General features: G+C 63.2%; 14 protein-coding genes, 1 other RNA gene and 1 pseudogene. 6 read left to right on the forward strand and 10 right to left on the reverse strand.

Going from position 1 to position 16,486, the window contains the following annotated elements; translation table 11 throughout:
• Nucleotides 1-2: 2 nt before the first annotated feature.
• Nucleotides 3-455, reverse strand: a pseudogene (locus AC57B1_RS18250) (YidB family protein); the annotation flags it as partial.
• A 194-nt stretch (nucleotides 456-649) separates the two neighbouring features.
• The gene (locus tag AC57B1_RS18255) at nucleotides 650-1,225 is read right to left on the reverse strand and encodes a ComEA family DNA-binding protein (RefSeq protein WP_496418222.1); all 576 of its coding nucleotides are present in this window, start codon (nucleotides 1,223-1,225) and stop codon (nucleotides 650-652) included.
• A 350-nt stretch (nucleotides 1,226-1,575) separates the two neighbouring features.
• On the opposite strand from AC57B1_RS18255, the gene AC57B1_RS18260 reads away from it, so the two are divergent.
• Nucleotides 1,576-2,070 (forward strand): MerR family transcriptional regulator, encoded by a 495-nt coding sequence (locus tag AC57B1_RS18260; protein ID WP_408343392.1) that lies wholly within the window; start codon nucleotides 1,576-1,578, stop codon nucleotides 2,068-2,070.
• Nucleotides 2,022-2,471 carry a carboxymuconolactone decarboxylase family protein gene (locus tag AC57B1_RS18265; protein WP_496418223.1) on the forward strand — a complete coding sequence of 150 codons (450 nt, stop codon included), beginning with the start codon at nucleotides 2,022-2,024 and terminating at the stop codon, nucleotides 2,469-2,471. Before AC57B1_RS18260 ends, AC57B1_RS18265 begins: the two co-directional genes overlap by 49 nt.
• A 189-nt stretch (nucleotides 2,472-2,660) precedes the next feature.
• Here the strand turns inward: AC57B1_RS18265 and AC57B1_RS18270 are convergent, their stop codons facing one another.
• From AC57B1_RS18270 to trxA, 8 genes are all read right to left on the reverse strand, one after another.
• Complete coding sequence (locus tag AC57B1_RS18270; RefSeq protein ID WP_496418224.1) at nucleotides 2,661-4,040, reverse strand: MATE family efflux transporter; 1,380 nt, start codon at nucleotides 4,038-4,040, stop codon at nucleotides 2,661-2,663.
• A 2-nt stretch (nucleotides 4,041-4,042) separates the two neighbouring features.
• Nucleotides 4,043-5,800: an ArnT family glycosyltransferase gene (locus tag AC57B1_RS18275; RefSeq protein ID WP_408343398.1), complete on the reverse strand. Its 1,758-nt coding sequence runs from the start codon at nucleotides 5,798-5,800 to the stop codon at nucleotides 4,043-4,045.
• A gap of 310 nt (nucleotides 5,801-6,110) precedes the next feature.
• A complete protein-coding gene (locus AC57B1_RS18280) occupies nucleotides 6,111-6,377 on the reverse strand; it encodes a type B 50S ribosomal protein L31 (protein WP_007182076.1) in 267 nt (88 codons plus the stop codon).
• A 238-nt stretch (nucleotides 6,378-6,615) separates the two neighbouring features.
• Nucleotides 6,616-7,449, reverse strand: a complete 834-nt coding sequence (locus AC57B1_RS18285) for a M90 family metallopeptidase (RefSeq protein WP_496418225.1) — start codon at nucleotides 7,447-7,449, stop codon at nucleotides 6,616-6,618.
• A 15-nt stretch (nucleotides 7,450-7,464) separates the two neighbouring features.
• A complete protein-coding gene (locus AC57B1_RS18290; protein WP_408343401.1) occupies nucleotides 7,465-9,021 on the reverse strand; it encodes an MFS transporter in 1,557 nt (518 codons plus the stop codon).
• Complete coding sequence (locus AC57B1_RS18295) at nucleotides 9,018-9,554, reverse strand: MerR family transcriptional regulator (RefSeq protein WP_496418226.1); 537 nt, start codon at nucleotides 9,552-9,554, stop codon at nucleotides 9,018-9,020. The genes AC57B1_RS18290 and AC57B1_RS18295 overlap by 4 nt, the downstream gene beginning before the upstream one ends.
• Nucleotides 9,555-9,773: 219 nt before the next feature.
• Nucleotides 9,774-11,042, reverse strand: coding sequence for a transcription termination factor Rho (gene rho / locus AC57B1_RS18300; protein WP_006048863.1), 1,269 nt, complete (start codon nucleotides 11,040-11,042; stop codon nucleotides 9,774-9,776).
• Between the two features lie 237 nt (nucleotides 11,043-11,279).
• Nucleotides 11,280-11,606: a thioredoxin TrxA gene (gene trxA, locus AC57B1_RS18305; RefSeq protein ID WP_006048864.1), complete on the reverse strand. Its 327-nt coding sequence runs from the start codon at nucleotides 11,604-11,606 to the stop codon at nucleotides 11,280-11,282.
• A gap of 463 nt (nucleotides 11,607-12,069) precedes the next feature.
• Here trxA and ffs point away from each other — a divergent pair.
• The 4 genes from ffs to recR all read left to right on the forward strand — a co-directional run bounded on the left by ffs (nucleotide 12,070) and on the right by recR (nucleotide 16,427).
• Nucleotides 12,070-12,168, forward strand: an RNA gene (gene ffs / locus AC57B1_RS18310) — signal recognition particle sRNA small type.
• A gap of 240 nt (nucleotides 12,169-12,408) precedes the next feature.
• Nucleotides 12,409-15,159, forward strand: coding sequence for a DNA polymerase III subunit gamma/tau (locus tag AC57B1_RS18315; protein ID WP_496418227.1), 2,751 nt, complete (start codon nucleotides 12,409-12,411; stop codon nucleotides 15,157-15,159).
• Between the two features lie 67 nt (nucleotides 15,160-15,226).
• Nucleotides 15,227-15,553: a YbaB/EbfC family nucleoid-associated protein gene (locus AC57B1_RS18320; protein WP_007182071.1), complete on the forward strand. Its 327-nt coding sequence runs from the start codon at nucleotides 15,227-15,229 to the stop codon at nucleotides 15,551-15,553.
• 277 nt (nucleotides 15,554-15,830) lie between these two features.
• Complete coding sequence (gene recR / locus AC57B1_RS18325) at nucleotides 15,831-16,427, forward strand: recombination mediator RecR (protein ID WP_496418228.1); 597 nt, start codon at nucleotides 15,831-15,833, stop codon at nucleotides 16,425-16,427.
• Nucleotides 16,428-16,486: the final 59 nt, after the last annotated feature.

Raw genomic sequence — 16,486 nt, forward strand, 5'->3', positions numbered from 1 at the left:
GGTTAAGCGTTGCCCTTGCCGAACAGCGCCGACAGGCCGCCGAGCGCGCCGAGCACAGTGGTGGCGTTCAGTTTGCCCTCGGCCGGCACTTCGCCTTCCGGCGTGGCCGCGTTGACGACGTGCGGCAGAATCTGCGACAGCAGGCCGGTGACCTGATCCGGCTGCACGCCGGCTTTTGCCGCGAGGTTGGTGACGGTCTCGGAGCCGAGCACGCTGTGCAGCGCATCGGCCGCGATCGGCTGGTTCTCGCCGTTGCTGACCCAGGAGGCAACCACGTCGCCGAGGCCTTTTTCCTTGAAACGGTCGATCAGGCCGTTCAGGCCGCCCGGCTGGTTATTCACGAATTCGAGTGCGGCAGCAACCAGCGCTTGCTGGCCACCGCCTTCGGGGGATTTGCCAACCAGGGAACCGAGTGTGTCGAGTAGGCTCATGACGGTCTCTCTTGAATGCCGACACGCGCTTGACGGGTCGGCGGGTGAAAACGCCGCGCGTTTGCGCGGCGCCGTGGAAGGAAGGCGGGAGGCGGCGGGACGGGCCGGTGGGTTCGTCGCACGAGATCACACGCGAAGCACTCAGCCCGTTACGCCGCCGACGCTCAATCCTGTTTCGTACTCCGTCTCATGCGCGTCCGGTCCGCGAACTGTTCTGTTCAGGCACCACCCGAGGCCGCCGCAGCCGATGCGGCCTTGCTCTTCTTCGCTTTCTTCTTCGAGGCCTTGGCGTCGGAAGCGTCAGCCGGCGCCGCCGCGCTCGCGGCGGCCGGCGCGGAAGCCGCTGCCGCCTCGGCCTTGCTCTTCTTCTTCGACTTCGACGCCTTCGCACCCGAAGCGTCCGCTGGTGCGGCGGGCGTCGTGGTCGCGGCCGTGGCTGGCGCCGCGGTAGTGGCGGCCGGCGCTGCCTTGCTTGTGGCGGTGCTGCCCGCCTTGGTGGCGGGTTTGGCGCCGCTCGGCGGGGTGGACGAGCCGTTGATCGTCAGGCCGGCCGCTTCGAGGTTGGTGACCGATTTGGCGCCGATGCCTTTGACGCGCGTGGCGAGATCATCGGCGTCCTTGAACGGGCCGTTCTTGGTGCGTTCGTCGATGATCGCTTTCGCATGCACCGGGCCGATACCCTTGACCGATTCGAGCGCCGCCTGATCGGCGGAGTTCACTTCGACGGCCGCCGCAAAACCGGCCGACAGCGACAAAGCCAAAGCAAGGCAAAGCATTAAAAGCTTCTTCAGCATGGCAAGCACTCCATTGAGGGCAAAAAAGTTAGCCACTAAGGGACAACTCGAGACAACTCGAGACAACTCGGGACAACTCGTAACGACTAGGGACGATGCGTTGTGTAGTACGCGCTGCGCTTAAGCATAGAACAAATTGCGCGCCCTTATTTGCGAACGCGGACGATTTATACCGATCGATTGATGACAAGTAAATCAATGTGAACGAGATTTAAACCTTTTGCCTACTGATTAGGCTCTGGTCAGTTTATCGATCAAATCCACGCGCCATAAAAAATGACGGCGCAGACAAATGACAGTATGCCGCGCTTGACTTAGAGTGCACTCGAAGTCCTAACCTGAGTTCCGTCATGTCGAATATCTCGAAAGCACTCACCATCGGGCAGGTCGCTGAAACGATCGGCGTCTCGACGCATACGCTGCGCTACTACGAACAGGCGGGCTTGATTCGCGCTGTCGGGCGCACGCAGGCGGGGCATCGCCTGTATTCGCCGGCCGATCTCGACTGGCTGCTGTTCGTGATGCGGCTCAAGGCGACCGGCATGCCGATAGCCGGCATGCAGGCGTTCGCGACGCTGCGCGCGCAAGGCCAGCCGACGGTGGACGCGCGCCGCGACATGCTGGTGGCGCATCGGGATGCGGTTTTGGCGCGGATCGCCGAGTTGCAGGTCAATCTCGGCGCGATCGTCGACAAGATTGCGTACTACGAGGCGGCGGGGCGCGCATCCGCCGTGGATCGCTCGACACGACAGACCGGCGAAACCCACTCGCATTCACATTCGGAAGAGGACTCACCATGGACCACGCACACAACGACCGCTACACCCGAGGCTGGGACAAACTGAAGGAAATCGACGGCTCGGCCGGCGAGCAGGTGATCGCCGCGCTCGCGCCGATCGCGCCTCATTTCGGGCGTCTGCTGATCGAATTCGGCTTCGGCGATATTTACAGCCGCCCGCAACTCGATCTGCGCGCGCGCGAGATCGCAACGATTGCGTCGCTCGCCACGCTAGGCTGCGCGCAGCCGCAATTGAAGGTGCATATCGAGGCGGCGTTGAACGTCGGCTGCACGCGCGAGGAGATCGTCGAGGTGTTCATGCAGATGGCGCTTTATGCGGGCTTTCCGGCGGCGCTAAATGCGCTGTTCGCCGCGCATGAGATTTTCGAGCGGCATGATCAGGCCGCGAATAACGCGCAATCTGTGAGGGCGGGGCGGGCGATGGAGACCGACGCGCACGCTGGTTGAGGTTGCGCCCGCGGGCGGCGATGCCAAGGGTAGGGCCGGCGGCTGCTTTGCGCAGCCGTTTTCTTGTGCTGACAACGCAACTAACAGTCAATTACTGGTAACCCGCCCAACAGCGCGTTTGTGGTCGACCAATGCGCTACAGGTTCAGCAGCAAGAAGCCTCGCGATCTTACGGCCGGCGAGCGCCCTGTCACGCGGCCGAATCGACCCGAAGCGCCGCATCGGTATGCAAATGCCGTTTGCTCACGACCCGCCAGTAAATCAGCAAGCCAATGCCGGCAATCGCCAGGCTCAGCGTATTTGCCACCCAGAAGCCGCGCGCGCCAGTCAGCCATTCCGGCATCCCGCCGGTCACGTTGAAGCCGAGCGCATAGCCGCCACCGAGCCCGACGCCCCACAGCGCTACGGCGTAGATCACGGTCGGCACGACCGCCACTTTGTAGGCGCGCAGCACGAACGCGGTGGTGATCTGCAAAGCATCGAACACGTGATAGCACGCGACGATCAACACCAGCGGCAACGCCGCGGCCACGACCTGCGCATTCGGCGTATAGCCTTCGATGATATAAGGCCGCAGCGCCAGCACGATTGCGCCGTAACAGCAGGCGATCGCCACGGCCATCATGATGCCGTGACGCGACAGCGTGCGCGCCGCTTCCGGGCGATGCGCGCCGAGCGCCTGCGCGACCAGCGTCGACGAAGCAATGCCGATCGACAGCGGTGTCATGTACAGCACCGCGCCGATGTTGCCGGCGATCTGGTGGCCGGCCAGCGTCGTCGTGCCGAAGCGCGCGATGAAAAGCGCCATGAACGTGTAAGAGGTGACTTCGATCAGGTACGACAGGCCCATCGGAATGCCTAGCCGCAGTTGCGCCGCCTGGCGCCGCCAGACCGGCCAGCAGAAGCGCGAGAAGATGGCGAACGGTGTGAACACATCGACGCGCGTCAGCAGGATCATTCCGAGCACGGCAAGCGCCCAGTTGATCAAGGTGCTGGCGAGCGCGCACCCGGGGCCGCCCAGCGCCGGGACGCCCAACCCGCCGAAGATGAACCACGTATTGAGCGGCACCTTGAGCAACAGCGCGCCGATTTGAAGGATCATCACGAGCCGCGGCTTGCCGACCGCATTGGTGACCGAACTGTAGACACGAAAGGCGAGACCGGCCGGCAAGCCGAAGGCCAGAATCCGCAGATAGGCGACCGTGCGGTCGTGCAACGCGTCGGGCACGCGCGCCAGTTGCAGCACCGGGCCGGGAAAAAACAGAATCAGGAAACCGATCACGGTCAGCGCCAGCGCAAGCCACAGAGCCTGGCGAACTTCCTCGCCGATTTCGCTGTAGCGGCGCGCGCCGTAGAGTTGCGCGGTAATCGGCTGCAGTGCGGTCAGAATGCCGGTCAGGCCGATGTAGACGGAAATATAGATCGATGAACCGAGGCCGAGCGCGGCCAGGTCGACTGCCGAGAAACGGCCGACCATCGCCGTGTCGATCACACCGAACGCGATAATCGCGAGTTGGCCGATCAGGACCGGCCATGCTAATGCGGCGATTTTCCGTACATCGGCGAGCATGCTCAGTTGGACTTCTTGTGCCAGTTACGGCGTTTGACGACTGGCGGCTTCGGACGGTCGATGCGCACGTACAGGCGGAAGCGCTCGTCGCGGTCGGCCACGCGGCGGCCTTCCCACACCAGCTTCCAGACGAAGTCGGACATCGCGCTCGGTTCGCCGTAGTCCTGAGTATCCTGGCGCAGGATGACGTCGCAGTCCTGGTCGAAGGAAAAATGCATATCGCCGAAGTAGGCAAAGGTCGCGATCTGCGCATTGCCGAGACGCACCGGCGAAATGCAGGTGTAGTCGTCCGGCAGATGGGCGGAGATCTGTTCGGCAACGTCTTTATAGGTCCGGCTGTAGTTGACGACCGGCAGCCACAGCGTCATGAGCAGCACCCACATCAAGGTGGTGCCGGCGCTCGAGAGCACCACGCTGCGCCACAACACTTTCGGGTGACGGGCAAGACGCCATTGCACCAGCACGAACCAGCAGACTGTCACGGCGACCGCGCACACAAACGACAGAATCTTGAACTGCGGCGCGAAGCCCGGCGCGAGACGCGCGAGGTTACGCGCGAGCGGATGCGGAAAACCGGTCAGTCCCGCGATATAAACCAGCCACACGAAGCTGCCGAGAATCGTGAAGCTCAGGAGGGCGAACCAGTCGATCGCGTTGATCGCGCCGCGCTTGAGCGTAGGCAGCGCGAACGCGGCCAGCACGGCGAGCGGCGGCAGCAGCAGCATGTAAAGCCGGTTCGACTGGTGGCTTTGCAGAACGACCAGCACGAACAGCGGTCCGATCACCGAAAGCGGAATCGCCACATGCGGCGCGCGGCGCAGGCCCGACCAGCTAAACCACGCCCAGAGTGCCAGCGGCCATGCAGGCCAGGTGAAGAGCGGCAGGTTTTTCAGCGCGTAGCCGGCGACCGAACCCGGCGGCCCGGCGAACGAACTCAGGCTGACGTGCACCCACTGATTGAGATACCAGACGGCGTCGTCGGGGAAGGTGGCGAGCGCGGCGACCGGCCATGCCGCCGACAGCACGAGCGCCACCGGCAGGCCCGCCAGCAGCAGCCAGCGCGAGCGCGTTTCGCGCACGATCAGGGTCATCGCCAGCGTGCCGAGCAGTAGTGCGCCGACCAGCACCGGGCTGCTGGCCAGGGTCACGAACGCGATGGCGAGACCCCAGATCAGCGCGCCTTGAATCGGCTTGTCGATCATGCGCACGAGCCCGTACACGAGCATCGCGATACCGCAGAACTGCGCGAGCTGCGGCGTGGTTTCATGGCCGCGCTCGGCGAGGCCGAAGCACGCGAGCAGGATCAGCAGTGCGCCGTCGGCGAGGGTGCGGCCGTAGTCGCGCGGTTCCGGCTCGCCGCCAAATGCGTATTTGAATGGCTGAACTTCGGCGCGCCGGCCGAGCAGGTACGCGGCATACCAGACGAACGCGCAGCCCGCGCAAAACAGCAGGCCGGTAAATACGCGCGACGCGTTGCTAGCATCGACCCACGGCGCAAGCACGCGGATCGCACTGGCGCCGAACCAGTAGCCGAGCGGGCCGTCTTCAGTGAGATATTTGCCGACCAGATTCGGCAGAAGCCAGTCGTGCGCGCTGCCGTTCGCCATGGTCCACATGACGCCGAAGCCGGCTGCATCCTCGTTCTTCCACGGATCGCGGCCGAACAGTCCGAACGATGCGTAGACGATACAGATGGTCAGCAGCAGCCAGCGCGGCAACGCACTGGTCGCTGAGGCAGTGAGGCGAACGACAGGTCTCATGCGGTGTGTGGATATCGGATAAGCGGTGCAGCCGGGACCGGACGGCATGTCCGGCTGGAATGGCCAATTTGGAGCATCCGGCATTGTAGTCGTGCCGTGCGATGCGCGTCACGGCCGGTAACGGCTCGCAACGTGATTCGACGAGCGGTAACACGGGTTCGGCAGTGCGCCGCGCTCGCTTCCTGCCATTGACGATAGATCGGCAAGGCGACAAAAAAGGGCAGCTCGCGCTGCCCTTTTTGCTCCTGCTTCGCTGCTCGCCCGACCGGCTGAATTGGCCGAACCGGCTGAACTGGCGAGGAGGCGGGTATTACTTCGCTGCGACCTTGCCGGTAGCGCGCGAGCCAAACTTGTTGCGGAACTTCTCGACGCGGCCTGCCGTGTCCATGATCTTTTGCTGACCGGTGTAGAACGGATGCGATTCCGACGACACTTCGATCTTGGCGAGCGGGTAGGTCTTGCCTTCGAATTCGGCGGTTTCACGCGTCTGGATGGTCGAGCGCGTCACAAACTTGAAGTCGTTCGACACGTCGATGAACAGAACTTCGCGGTAATCCGGGTGAATGCCTTCTTTCATGGTCTTTCCTTTAATCTGGCGGTAGCCAACCCGCGTGCGACCGTCTTTGAACGGACCGCATCTAGGCGCGAGCCACTTGCCTATGGTCGAAAAACGGCGATTATGCCAGAAAATCAGTCGCTTGACGACTTTTGTGCCAGCCTTTTGCGAGCCGTGTGCGCTGATTTCGCGGCGTTCCTGCCGGATCGCGGCCCTGGAGCGCTGCGTCCGCCGGGCCTTGACTGGCGGGCGTTGCGGGTCAGCCGGCAGGGAACGTCACGCCGACTCGCGCCGGATCTTGCCGGTAGTAGCGTGCCAGCAGCCGGTAAAGCTCCGGATATTCGGCTTCGAACGCCTGCGGTTTGACAAACAGCGCCTCGCTGCAAACGGCAAAAAATTCCGATGGATGGTCCGCCGCGTACGGATCGATCAGCGAATCGCGCTCGAATCTCGCCCAGCGACGCTCCGGCACCGCGTCGACTTTTGCACAGAAGTGGTCGTACGCATGGTCGAATACGTCGGCCCACGCCTGCGCATCGAGCGGCGCGTGCCAGCGTCGCATCAGCGGCGGGTGGCCGTCCGCCTCGCCGTTCAGCATGTCGATCTTGTGCGCGAATTCGTGAATCACGACGTTGTAGGCGTCCGTGCCGTCCGTCATTTGCGCGTCTTCCCACGACAACACCACGGGGCCGCCTTCCCACGCTTCGCCGCTCGCGTCCTGCTCGACCTCGTGCACCACGCCATCTTCGTCCTCGACGGTCTTGCGGATCACGAATTCGCCCGGATAGACGATCACGCCGACCCAGCCGCGATACAGATCGAGGCTCAGATTCAGCACCGGCAGGCACGCCTGAGCGGCAATCGCCACGGTCATTGCGTCGGTGAGTTCGAGTTCGTGCGCGGTCGAAAATTCCTTTTGCGCAAGGAACAGGCTCGTCAGTTCACGCAGACGCACGAGGTCTGGCGCATCGAGATGCGCGAGAAACGGCAGGCCGTCGAGCGTGGCTTGCCAGAGCGAGTCGTCGATCGCGTAGTCGCGCAACGCGCGCTCGCGCCGGCGTGTGCCGAGCCAGTGAGTGAGTTTCGAGAGCATGGCCTGATGCAACCTCTAGTCGATCTGTTTTTGCCACGCGGCGAAAATGCCGCCGCATATCGCCACGCCGGCGAGGAAGTAGAAGCCGTCGAGCGAGGCGAGAAAGCTGGCCTGTTGCGCGACCGTACGGCTGATTTCCACGATGGCCAGCGAGTGCGCTTCGGACGGTGAGCGGCCGGCGGCGGCCAGGCCTCTCGTGAGCGCGGCGAGCGAGTTCTGGAATAGCGGATTGTACGGATTCACGAACTCCGCGAGGCGGGTTTCATGCAGCGCCTGCCGATGCTGCTCGACGATGATCATGGAGGCGGTCGCGAACGAGATCGTCACCTGCCGCACGATGTTTTTCAACCGGTAGCCGTGCGTGAATTCTTCAATGGCGAAAATTCGGAAAGTCAGATTAGCCACCGGCAGCACGATGAACAACAGCAGCAGGCCGCGCAACAAAAGCGGGACAATCAACGCCGCTTCGCCGACGCCGGGCGACATGCGCGTCATCCACACCGCGGCGAACGCGGCCACCGCGAAACCCGGCACGATGATCCACTTCTTGCGCGGCAGCAGTTTCGCATAGCGCAGGTAGACGAACAGAGCGCTCGCCGAAATAAGCGACGTCACGCCGACCAGTTGCCCGGTGTTTTCGACTGGATAGCCAAGACCGCCTTCGAGAAAGCGCGAGATCAGAAAGCCGAACACGGTCGAGATGTAGTAGTAGAACATGTAGAGCACGAGCCCGGCCTGAAACACCTTCTCGCGCAGTGCATGGAGGCGCACGAGCGGCGCCGGATGGTGCCACTGATGATAGGCGAACCAGCCCAACGCGACGATCCCGGCGACGGTCAGCAGGATCAGCCCGGGTGAGGCGCTGAACAACTGGAAGCGCACCTGCTGCATCACGATCTGCAGGGCGCCTTGTGCGAACGCGAAAATGAGGTACGGCCAGAAATGCGCGGCGCCGCGTTCTTCGGGCAGGCGGTTGCCGGAGTCGGGCAGCGCGAGCAAGGCCAGAACGGCGAACAGCAAGCCCACGGGCGCCGTGCACGCGAACAGCGCGCGCCAGCCGAAATGCGCGATCAACTGGCCGCCGATCAGCGGCGCGAGCGCACTGCTCAGGACGATCAGCACGAGGAACGCACGGGTGGCCGCGGGCCGCTGCTGCGGCTTGAAACTCATCTGGATCAGGATGCGGCAGGTGCCCATCATCGGCCCGATGAAATAGCCCTGCATGCCGCGCGCGAACGCCAGTTCGATCGACGATTCGCACAACGCCGCTGCCACCGCGCCGGCGCAATAGAACACCATGCAGCCGGTCACGTAGCGCCGGTAGCCGAAGCGCTCTACCCACCATTGTTGCTGCAAAATGCCCAGCACCGCCGCGACCGCATAGGCACTCGACGCCCAGACGAGTTCGTCGGGCGATGCATTGACGCCGCCGGCAATATAGCTGGTGAAGAACGAGAAGATCGAGTTGTCGAAATAGTCGAGGCCGGTGACGACGGCCAGCACCCAGGGGAAGAAATCGCCGCGCAGTTTCTCGACACTGAACAGCGGTGTCCGGCACGACGTCGTACTCATGAGGATTCGCCCGGCGTGGATTCGCCCGGGGCCTTGCCGCGCTTTGCGTGCGGCGTACCGCTTCCTTTGGCGCGTGCGTTGCGGCGCTGCTCGAGCAACGCGTCGGCATTTTCGCCAGCGAGGCGCCGCCGGAGATAGTCGAGGTCGGGGCTCAGTTCGGCGCGCAGCTTCTGCGCTTCCTTCAGTTCGCGCCGCATGCTTTCGATGCGCGCGTCGAGCGCTTTAACCTGTTGGGCGATGGCGTCGTGAATCTGCTGCAGCGATTCGGTCGAGTAGCGGTTGCGACCGTCGACGGGTTCGAGCGGTTGCTTGAGCATCTCGGTAATGCCGTGCAGCGAGAAACCGAGCGAGCGCAAACGCAGAATGCGGCCGAAGCGCTTAAGGTCTTCCTCGTCGTAGAGCCGGTAGCGGCCCTCGCTGCGCGTGGGCGAGACGAGGCCGCGTTCCTCGTAGTATTTCAGCGTACGCGGTGTGACGCCGAGGCGTTCGGCGGCGTCGCGCACGGTCAGCAGAGTGGGTGAGTCCTTCGACATGGCATGTGGCGTTTATGACGGACTGCCGGCATTGTACTCCAACGTGTACGTTCACGTACACGTTGACGGATCGACGGTGTTGATGGCTGAAAGCCGGTTGGGTGAGTTTGCCGCGCCGGAGCGGCAAAAGGCGGACGAAAAAAAGCCGCTCGTTTGCGGCGAGCGGCTTTTGATGCGATGCAGATGATGCGGCTAGTGCGGCTAAATCAGCCCAAGGCTTTAGCTGCCACCACCACGGCGCATCATGTCGAAGAACTCGGAGTTGCTCTTCGTCTGACGGATTTTGTCGAGCAGGAATTCCATCGACTCGACTTCGTCCATGTCATGAATGAACTTGCGCAGCACCCAGATCTTTTGCAGCACTTCCGGCTTGATCAACAGTTCTTCGCGGCGCGTGCCGGACTTGTTCAGGTTGATCGACGGATAAACGCGCTTTTCAGCAAGGCGACGTTCCAGGTGCACTTCCATGTTGCCGGTGCCCTTGAATTCTTCGTAGATCACGTCGTCCATGCGGCTGCCGGTTTCGATCAGCGCCGTGCCGATGATGGTCAGCGAGCCGCCTTCTTCGATATTGCGCGCGGCGCCAAAGAAGCGCTTCGGACGTTGCAGCGCGTTGGCGTCGACACCGCCCGTCAGTACCTTGCCCGAGGCCGGCACGACGGTGTTGTAAGCGCGCGCAAGACGCGTGATCGAGTCCAGCAGAATCACGACGTCGTTCTTCATTTCGACGAGGCGCTTGGCCTTTTCGATCACCATTTCGGCGACTTGAACGTGACGGGCAGCCGGTTCGTCGAACGTGGAGGCGATCACTTCGCCCGCCACCGAGCGCTGCATTTCGGTCACTTCTTCCGGGCGTTCGTCGATCAGCAGCACGAACAGCACGACATCCGGATGGTTCTGCTTGATCGCGTGAGCGATGTGCTGAAGCATCACGGTCTTACCCGACTTCGGCGATGCGACCAGCAGGCCGCGCTGGCCTTTGCCGATCGGCGCGATCATATCGATGATGCGGCCCGTGACGTTTTCCTCGCCACGCATTTCACGTTCGAGCAGCAGCACCTTGTTCGGGTGCAGCGGCGTCAGGTTTTCGAACATGATCTTGTGCTTCGAGGCTTCCGGCGGCTGGCCGTTGACCTTGTCCACCTTCACCAGCGCGAAATAGCGTTCGCCGTCTTTCGGCGTGCGTACTTCGCCTTCGATCGTGTCGCCCGTATGCAGGTTGAAGCGGCGGATTTGCGACGGGCTGATGTAAATATCATCCGTGCTGGCGAGGTACGAGGTTTCCGGCGAACGCAGGAAGCCGAAGCCGTCCGGCAGCACTTCGAGCGTGCCGTCGCCGAAGATCGTGTCGCCCGTTTTGGCTCGTTTTTTTAGAATGGCGAACATCAATTCCTGCTTGCGCAGGCGGTTCGCACTTTCGATCTCGAGGCCATTGGCCATCTCGATCAATTCGGACACGTGCAGAGTCTTAAGCTCGGATAAATGCATACGGAGAACCCGCAGGAGAAGGTGCGACGAAATGAAATCTGGGAGGAGAGTGAGCGGAACCGCTCAAGGACTTACACGTCTTTTCGACGTTTTGCGGATTCTAGCATAGCACACGCCAATTTCCGTCAGTGCGACGGCATGGCATCTTTCTTGTTGAGCGTGTTGCCGGCTGACAACACGCTCAACACGACTCGCCCGAGGGCCTCAGAGAACCCCGAGCGTGCCGATGCGCCGCATTTACAGGTTGCCGTCGAGGAACGCGGTGAGTTGCGACTTCGACAATGCGCCGACTTTCTGTGCGGCAACAGCGCCGTTCTTGAAGAGGATCAGCGTAGGAATGCCGCGCACGCCGAACTTGACCGGCGTCGATTGATGCTCGTCGACGTTGATCTTGGCGATTTGCAGGCGATCGGCGTAATCCTTCGCGACTTCGTCGAGGATCGGCGCGATCATCTTGCACGGGCCGCACCATTCAGCCCAGAAATCGAGCAGCACGGGTTTATCGGATTTCACGACGTCCTGTTCGAACGATGCGTCGCTAATATGCTTGATTTGTTCGCTCATTGTATGAATACCTCTATCGGTTCGAGGCCCGCCTGAATTGCTCGCCACGATACGTCTAAACCTAAGGAAACTTCCGTTCGCTTTGCCGCAATCGAAGCCTTGCCGACACACGCCGGAAAAGGTGAGCACGGTGAACACCTGTTACGGAATATGCAGAAGGCTCGCTCTCGCGGGTCATCCGTATGGCAGTTTAGCTTAATTCGCTATGCGTTGCCGGGGGCGATAGTACTCATCAGGGGCAGCGGGGCCAACGGCTGCCGATGAAGTGCCACCGTGTTTCATCAACCATGACGCCACCTATGTGGTGGCCCGGGCGCCAAACTCAAGTGGCATTGCCGGCGCCGGCCTCGACCTGCGCCCGGGGTGTCTATATATGGTGCGAAGGTTGCGATTCAGCGCGCCATTCGCACTTTGGTCGTATTAACAGTCGCGCGACGGGCCAAGCGATGATAGAATGTTTCGTGACGGGCCTCCTCGCATGGAGGTGCGGTCAACCTGGTCAGGTCGGGAACGAAGCAGCCACAGCCGTTTTCCACCAGTGCCGAGGGTCAGGCTCGTCACCCTTCCTTTTTGTTTTTCGTTGTTCTCTAGTTGTTCGTTGTGCGGGTTCTGCCGCAAAACTTTCCATCTCCTGTTTTACCCTGAGTGCCGACGCATGCCGCCATGCTGTGTGGTGAGTCTTCGCGCGCCTTGTCTATTTTTTTCTATCGGTTCATTAGGCAGTTTCAATCAAGTGGCGGCATGCGTTCGTGCGCTGTCGCGAATCGGTTTTGCGCGGCATTGTTACTGATACAATTTCCGGATGACCTATCAAGTTCTCGCACGCAAATGGCGGCCGAAGGATTTCGCTTCGCTCGTCGGACAGGAGCACGTGGTGCGCGCGCTCACGCACGCGCTCGACGGCGGCCGTCTGCACCATGCCTATCTGTTTACCGGCACGCGCGGCGTCGGCAAAACCACGCTGTCGCGCATCTTCGCCAAGGCGCTGAATTGCGAAACCGGCGTGACCTCCACGCCGTGCGGCGTGTGCCGTGCGTGCCGCGAAATCGACGAGGGCCGCTTTGTCGATTATGTGGAGATGGACGCGGCGAGTAATCGCGGCGTCGACGAAATGGCGGCGCTGCTGGAGCGCGCCGTGTACGCCCCAGTGGATGCGCGCTTCAAGGTCTACATGATCGACGAAGTGCACATGCTCACCAATCACGCCTTCAACGCAATGCTGAAGACGCTGGAAGAGCCGCCTGCGCACGTCAAGTTCATCCTCGCCACCACGGACCCGCAAAAGATTCCGGTCACGGTGCTGTCGCGCTGTCTGCAATTCAATCTGAAGCAGATGCCCGCCGGCCATATCGTCTCGCATCTCGAGCACATTCTCGGCGAAGAGAAGGTGCCGTACGACGCCCAGGCGCTGCGCCTGCTCGCGCGCGCGGCCGACGGCTCGATGCGCGACGCGCTCTCGCTGACCGATCAGGCGATTGCCTATTCGGCCAATCAGGTGAATGAAGAAGCGGTGCGCGGCATGCTCGGCGCGCTCGATCAGAGTTACCTGATTCGTCTGCTCGACGCGCTTGCCGATGGCGATGGCGCCGCGGTCCTCACGGTGGCTGACGAGATGGCGTTGCGCAGCCTGTCGTTTTCAACGGCGTTGCAGGATCTGGCGAGTCTGCTGCATCGGGTCGCGTGGGCGCAGTTCGCGCCGTCGTCGGTGCTGGACGAGTGGCCCGAGGCGAGCGATTTGCGCCGCTTCGCAGAAGCGCTCAGCGCCGAACAGGTGCAGTTGTTCTATCAGATCGCGACGATCGGCAGGAGCGAACTGGGTCTCGCTCCCGACGAATACGCCGGCTTCACCATGACGCTGCTGCGCATGCTGGCGTTCGAACCGGCGCCTACGGGCGGCGGCGGTGGGGCGGTGGGTGGCTCGCGTGCGGCTGGCCAGGCAGGGTCGGGTGGCGCGAGGCGCACCGGTGCGCCGGCAGTGGCCGCTGAACGTGGCGCGTCGGGTTCGCCGGCGGTCACGGCTTCGAGCGCCGTGCCGGGAGCTCCGCGGGAGGCGCAATTGAACGTTGCCGCGCCCGTTCGTGAAACACAGTCTCGCGACGCTGCACCTGCTGACAAGGGCGCTGCGGTTCACGCATCGGTCGAATCCGCAACGCGTGCTGCGGAGCACGCCAATAATCCAGTTGAAGTGCGGGCGGCAGTTGGTGGCATTCAAACTGCGCCGGTCAATTCCGCTCAGAGCCCGTCAGCGGAGCAATCTCCTGCCGCGCAACCGGCTGTCGTCGCCGAGTCGGCGCCGGCTGTTGATGAGTCGAAATCCGCGCCGGCGTCAGTGACTGCCCGAGCACCCGCGTTGGCGCCGTGGGACGACGCGCCCGCCAATCCGGTCGCGAATGACGTTTCCGTGGGCACTGGTCTCGGCGATCCGGCTTTGAATGAAGTCTCCGCAAGCGCGGAATTCAACGGTGCGGCTTCGAATGATTTTTCCGCGGCTGCGGGCCTTAACGAACCCGCTTCGAATGAAGTCTCCGCGACCGCAGCGCCCGATGACGCAGCACCCGCCTCTTCACTAAGCGCACCGGCAGCCGCCGCGCTCGCGCGCACGGAGCAAGCTGCCGCGGCGGCGCCGTCGCAAGAGCCGCCGCCCGCAGCCGAATCCGCGCCACGTCGCGCAGGTGGCGCGAGCGCCGCTCTCGACGTCTTGCGCAGCGCCGGTTTGAAGGTGTCCTCGGACCGTGGCCGAGCCTCTGCCGCCACTGCCGCGAAGCCCACCGCGCCGGCCACGCCGAAACCGGCCGCACCGCGCGTGGTCGTTCCCGTGCCGACGCCGGGCACGCCGCGCCGCGCGCCGCAGCAGGACGCCGCGCCTGCAGCGCCTGCGGCTCGGCCGTCAGCGTCGGCGTCACCGGCCCAGCGTAGTGGCGCCGAGCAGAACGGCTCGTCGGTGCCGCCGTGGGACGATATGCCGCCGGACGAATACATGCCGCTCACGGCCGCGGACGAAGGCTATTACGGCCTGCCGGACGACGGCTACATGCCGGTGTTCGACAGCGGCCCGGACGACGTCCGCGTGAGTGCCGCGCCCACGCCGGCGCCGGTTGTCGATCAACGTCCGCTGCCGCCCGCCGTGCCGCTCGATGCGCTGGGCTTCAAGGGTGACTGGCCGGCGCTCGCCGTCGACCTGCCGCTCAAGGGCATTTCGTATCAGCTTGCGTTCAACAGCGAACTGATGGCGCTCGAAGGCAACACGCTCAAACTGAACGTGCCTGTGCCGCAGTATGCCGAAGCCTCGCAGGTCGCCAAACTGAAAACCGCGCTCGCCGACAGGCTCGGCCAGACTGTCGACGTGCTGGTCGAAGTCGGTCCGGCGCGCCGCACGGCCGCCGCGCATGACGCCGCCCAGCGCGCGCAGCGTCAGCAGGAAGCGGAGCGCGAGATCGGTGCCGATCCGTTCGTGCAGTCACTGATCCGCGAGTTCGGCGCGAGCATCGTGCCCGGCTCGATCCGCCCGATTACTCCGGACGCCGGCTCGAACGGCGCGCCGTCGGTCCACTGATTCGCCGCGCGATACGCCATTACGCGCCCGATTTCCGAATTTCACGCTATCAAGAAGGAGCATGTCCATGATGAAAGGCCAACTCGCCGGGCTGATGAAGCAAGCCCAGCAGATGCAGGAAAACATGAAGAAGATGCAGGAGCAACTCGCGCTGATCGAAGTCGAGGGGCAGTCGGGCGCCGGTCTCGTGAAGGTGACGATGACCTGCAAGAACGACGTGCGCCGCGTGTCGATCGACCCGAGCCTGCTCGCCGACGACAAGGACATGCTGGAAGACCTCGTCGCCGCTGCATTCAACGACGCCGTGCGCAAGGCCGAAGCCACCGCCCAGGAAAAGATGGGCGGCATGACCTCGGGCCTGCCGCTGCCGCCGGGCTTCAAGCTGCCGTTCTGACCGACGCCGCCGCAAGGGGGTGTCCGCGCCGCGACTGCGGTTGCCGCGGCGTGAATCGCGCCACAAAGCGCGAGCGATGCGTGCTGTCGGTGCCGTAGCGGCTGCCAGCGCCGCTCGCGCTGTGCGCGTGTGCCGGTTTGATTTAACTGGCCGCGGCCTGGCCGAGATGCACCTCGCGCGCACCGGTTCGGGCCGTCGTCGGAATGATTGAAGCCGATCGAATTACCTGTATCGCCACCCGTATAGCCGGGCACTACTCACTTCGACGCCGATCCGCATGAAACAACCCTCCGCCTTGTCGGCGCTCGTCGAAGCGCTGCGCGCGCTGCCCGGTGTCGGGCCGAAGTCCGCGCAACGCATGGCGTACCATCTGATGCAACACGACCGCGAGGGCGCCGAAAAACTCGGCCGCTCGCTGCTGTTCGCCACCGAGCATCTGCAGCACTGCGAGAAGTGCAACACCTTCACCGAAGCGCAGATCTGCGAGGTCTGTCTCGACGAGGAGCGCGATCCCACGTTGCTGTGCGTCGTCGAGACACCTGCCGATCAGATCATGCTCGAGCAGACCATGACCTATCGCGGGCTCTATTTCGTGCTGATGGGACGCCTGAGTCCGCTCGACGGCATCGGTCCGAAGGAGATTCATTTCGACCGGCTCGTCAAACGCGCCTCCGATGGCGTCGTCAAGGAAGTCGTGCTCGCAACCAATTTCACTAACGAAGGCGAGGCGACCGCGCATTACCTCGGGCAAACGCTCAAGGCGCGCGGACTCGCCGTCACGCGTCTCGCACGCGGTGTGCCGGTGGGCGGCGAACTCGAGTATGTCGACGCCGGCACGATTGCCCGCGCAATGCTCGACCGCCGCTCGATGTAGCCCGAGGCGTCGGCGGGAACGCAACGCGGCGCGCGCCAGGACCAGAACCAAGGAGACAC

It is taken from the genome of Paraburkholderia sp. BGA-UO-ETr-F21 (assembly GCF_059567925.1).